Source organism: Methylobacterium sp. B1 (assembly GCF_000333255.1).
Classification (GTDB): Bacteria; Pseudomonadota; Alphaproteobacteria; order Rhizobiales; family Beijerinckiaceae; genus Methylobacterium; species Methylobacterium fujisawaense.
Window position 1 is genome coordinate 1 of sequence record NZ_BACT01000659.1, and the last position, 3,968, is coordinate 3,968.

A 3,968-nucleotide genomic window follows, 5' to 3' on the forward strand; every position below is an offset into this window, starting at 1 on the left:
AGCCTGGAGCGGCGGATCGAAGCCGATCCCATGCGGGGTCGTCACGTCCGGCATCCGTGAAGGATGGACGCTGAGCATCAAAATCATCGGTGTTGGCTGCGACAACGTGAATGCAATCTCGAAACCCGTTCTGATCTTCATCGCGGCCACCTTGCTCTGTCGCCTTCCGCGCGCACTCGCCGCGCATGCCTGTCCCGGATCCGGATCCTCACCCGTGCTCAACGCGCGAGGGGCGGCGGCAGCCCTTGCAGGCTGTGGGTCGTCGCCCCGTCGGTGGGCAATTCCACCACGTTGACATCGACGCGCATGCCGAGATCGTCGCTGCTGAGGCCGAAGAAGGAGCCGTGCAGCGGAACGGCCTGAGCGGGGTCGCGGGCCACCGCCACGCGGATCAGGTCGCGGTTGCCGACGATGCCGTTAGTCGGGTCGAACTCGACCCAGCCCGCGCCGGGCAGGTAGACCTGCAGCCACGCATGGGTGGAGCCGCCGCCCACGTGGCGGGCGCGGTCGTTCCGGGGATTGTAGAGATATCCGGAGACGAACCGGGCGGCCATGCCCAGCGCGCGCACGCCCTCCATCATCAGCACGGCGAAGTCCCGGCAGGATCCGAGCTTCGTGCGCAGCGTCGTCAGCGGATCCTGCACGCCCTTCTCGGCACGGGCCAGATAGGTGAAGTTCGCGCGTACGCTGCGCGTCATGGCGGCCAGCAATTCCTGCGTGGGGATGCGTCCCTGAGGCGGCAGGAAGCTTCGCGCCCAGGCATCGACCTCGTGGCGCGGGTCGGGCCATTGCCGCTCGATCGAGCGGGCGAGATCCGGCATGTCCTCGGCACCGTAGCCGAACGGATAGTGCGTCGCGTGCGGTGCGAGCGGGAACACCGGCGCGTGTTCCGGCGTGTGGTCGAGGGTGATGCCGCAATCGAAGGTCAGGACTTCGGCGCGGATGTCGAAGGTCGTGACGGCCACACAATTTCCGAACACGTCGAACAGCCAGCGCTGGGAGGCCGGTTCGGGCGTGATGTCGAAGGTCGCCGCGATCAACCGCTGATCGTAGCTGTCGCGCGGCCGGAACATGATCCGGTGCTCACCGAAGGCGACCGGCCGTCGATACCGGTAAGTCGTGCGGTGGCGGACAGACAGGATCGGCAACGTCACAGTCTCCCGGCTCGTGCCGACACGACCGGCGGTCATGCAAGGGCCGGGCCTTCCCGGTCCGCATCGTGCAGCGACGATACGGGTCCGACGGCCCGCACAGATCCGGGCTCACGACCCGTCCGGATTCCCGGCCCTGCCGTCAGGCGCGGATGACGCGTCCGGGCTCTGCCGGATGGTTCGAGAGCGACGATGAACGGGCTCGGGGGAGGCCGCCGGCTCTCAAACGACCGGAGGGGCCGGATCGGAAGTGGCGCGCTCGGCTTCGACCAGCACGTCCAGGGGGCGCCAGGGCTTGGCGATGAACACGGCCTCGGGCGGCATCTCGGGCCGCGGCAGGCCATGCCCGGAGGTGATCACCAGCCGGGCCCGCGGCCACAAGGTCGCCACCGCGCGGGCGAGCTGGAGGCCGTCCATATGGCCGGCCAGCCGGACATCGGCGAAGACCAGGGCGACGTCGCCGCCGCGTGCCTGAAGGACCGACAGCGCAGCCTCGGCGCTGTCGCAGCCGACCACGTCTAGTTCCGTCTCTTCGAGCAGGGTCTCGGCCAAGGCCCGAATCGCGGGATCGTCCTCGACGACGAGGGCGACGCGCCGCGGATCGGTCTCGGCCGCCACGGCGACCGGCCCGGCTGCGGCGACCCTGTCGTCCTCGGTCTGCCGGACGCGGCGCACCAGGGCGGCGAGGTGCTCCGGCATGCCCTCGGACACCAGATCATCGTAGAACGACGCCAGTGTCTGACCGATCTGGTCGAGAGGAATACCTGGCGACAGCGTATCATTGAGCGGCAGGGGCGCGCTCGTTCCGTGCTTTTTCAAGGACTTCCCCCGAAGTCGAACGTCGTGCCGCTCAAGGAGGCGGCGCTTGAGGAGGAAAGTCGGCAATCCGCCCCTGGTTGCGCGCGACGTTGGGAATCCCGCATTGCACCCGCCGCCCGTTACGGCGTGGCGAGGCCCAGTTCGGCGTCGGCGTAAGCCATGATCCCGGACACTTCGCGGACGTTCTGATAGCGCGTGCCGCGGGTGCTCATCATCGCCTCGAACTTCTCATGGACTTGTGCCACCGACAGGCTCATCGGCTGGCGGTGACGTCCGCGCCCGACGAAGCGCCCGCGCGAAAGAAAGATCGAGCGGTNGCCCNGGGCCGGGCCCGGGAGCAGGGCTGCCGCGGCGCGGCCCGGCTTATTCACGACGTTGGCGAGGAACTCCCCGGCATCGTCCGGCCCGAGGAAGTGGGCGAGGTAGACCTCGCCGAGGGTCAGCTCGCGGCCGATGCGCAGGGCGATGCGGGCGGCGTCGCGCTTCAGCATCTCGCCGGCCATCAGGGCCGACAGGTACGGGTCGCGGCGCAGCTCCAGCACACGGGCGCGTTCCGCCTGATCGGCGATCACCGGCCGGTCGTTGGCGTCGGACGTGATCGACGCGGCCTCCTTCTCCAGCCCGTATTTGGGCCCGAAGTCGCGGACCACACCGAGCCAGGTCCGCTCAATGAACTGGAAGAGGCCCGTCGCTGAGGAAGTCTTGGCCTGAACGGCCGTGACGAAGCTCGACTCCTTGTCGGCAACTGCCATCAGCAGCACCGGATCGGTCTGAACGGCCTGGGCCGCCCGCACGATCGTCTGCACCAAGTGGCGCCGGATCTTCATCGGGCCGAATTCGAGAATGTCGTTGGGGTCGCCGGCGGCGCTCTCGGAGAGAAGGAAGTCGTACGACACGCGGTCGACCGTGTTGGAGCCGAGATCGGTGTCGAGATCGTGCACGGGGGCGAAACTGGAGGCGGCGCGGAGCGGCGTCTGGTCGAGCTCGGTATTCAGGGCGACTGTGTGGATGCGCGGGCGCGGCATCGGGAGTTCGGTAGCGGCTTCCGCCGTGGACACGGCCGGCGACAGGCCGACCTTGGCGAGATCCACGCCCGATCCGATCAGCGCGGCGCTGAGGCCGCCGGCGATCATCGACACGGTGAGCAGCGAGCGGAACAGCGCGGGGCGGCTGCCATGGGCACGGCCCAGCATGGGCTGTGCGGCGATCACGTCGGCGCGGTTCGAGCCGAAATGGCTCTGCTTGCCGGTGATGGTCCTCGGCGATCCGACCGTGCGGCCCTGCATCGTTATCCCGACTCTCCACACGCCGTTGTGGCGCTACGGACTCACCATCGCTTGACAGATGTGGCGACAACACGGCCGTGCTTGTGGCCGAGTTGCGGCGTCCCGGGGAGATTTCGGGGCAGGCCGCCCGTGACTCGCGCGGCATCCCTCCTTAAGAGGGCGCCATGCGGGCGCCGGGCGGATGACGCGCGGCCGCCCTTTCCCGTCCGTCCTGCCAGAGTCAGCCCCGATGAGCGGCGTCAACGAGATCCGGTCGACCTTCCTCGACTACTTCGCCAAGGCGGGACACGAGGTCGTGCCCTCCTCGAGCCTCGTGCCGAAGAACGATCCGACGCTCATGTTCACGAACGCCGGCATGGTGCAGTTCAAGAACGTCTTCACGGGGATGGAGAAGCGCGCCTACGACCGGGCGACGACGGCGCAGAAATGCGTGCGGGCCGGCGGCAAGCACAACGACCTCGACAATGTCGGGTACACGGCACGTCACCACACCTTCTTCGAGATGCTCGGCAACTTCTCGTTTGGCGACTACTTCAAGGACCGGGCGATCGAGCTGGCCTGGACCCTGATCACGAAGGAATTCGGCCTCAAATCCGACAGGCTTCTCGTCACCGTCTACGCCGACAACGACGAGGCCGCCGGCCTGTGGAAGAAGATCGCCGGCTTCCCGACGAAAAGATCATCCGGATCGGGACCTCCGACAATTTCTGGC

At 68.0% G+C, this 3,968-nt stretch carries 3 protein-coding genes and 2 pseudogenes; 1 reads left to right on the plus strand and 4 read right to left on the minus strand.

The window, feature by feature from the left end; all coding sequences use genetic code 11:
- From I53_RS35285 to I53_RS19545, 4 genes and pseudogenes are all read right to left on the minus strand, one after another.
- Positions 1 to 141: pseudogene (locus tag I53_RS35285) on the minus strand (transglutaminase family protein); the annotation flags it as partial.
- A 77-nt stretch (positions 142 to 218) separates the two neighbouring features.
- Positions 219 to 1,148: a transglutaminase family protein gene (locus I53_RS19535; RefSeq protein ID WP_043353765.1), complete on the minus strand. Its 930-nt coding sequence runs from the start codon at positions 1,146 to 1,148 to the stop codon at positions 219 to 221.
- Between the two features lie 225 nt (positions 1,149 to 1,373).
- Positions 1,374 to 1,913 (minus strand): response regulator, encoded by a 540-nt coding sequence (locus I53_RS19540; protein ID WP_043353767.1) that lies wholly within the window; start codon positions 1,911 to 1,913, stop codon positions 1,374 to 1,376.
- A gap of 176 nt (positions 1,914 to 2,089) precedes the next feature.
- Entirely contained in the window at positions 2,090 to 3,256 is a 1,167-nt protein-coding gene (locus I53_RS19545; protein ID WP_043353762.1) for a transglycosylase SLT domain-containing protein, read from the minus strand.
- 229 nt (positions 3,257 to 3,485) lie between these two features.
- Between I53_RS19545 and I53_RS19550 the strand changes: the two are divergent.
- Positions 3,486 to 3,968, plus strand: a pseudogene (locus I53_RS19550) (alanine--tRNA ligase-related protein); the annotation flags it as partial.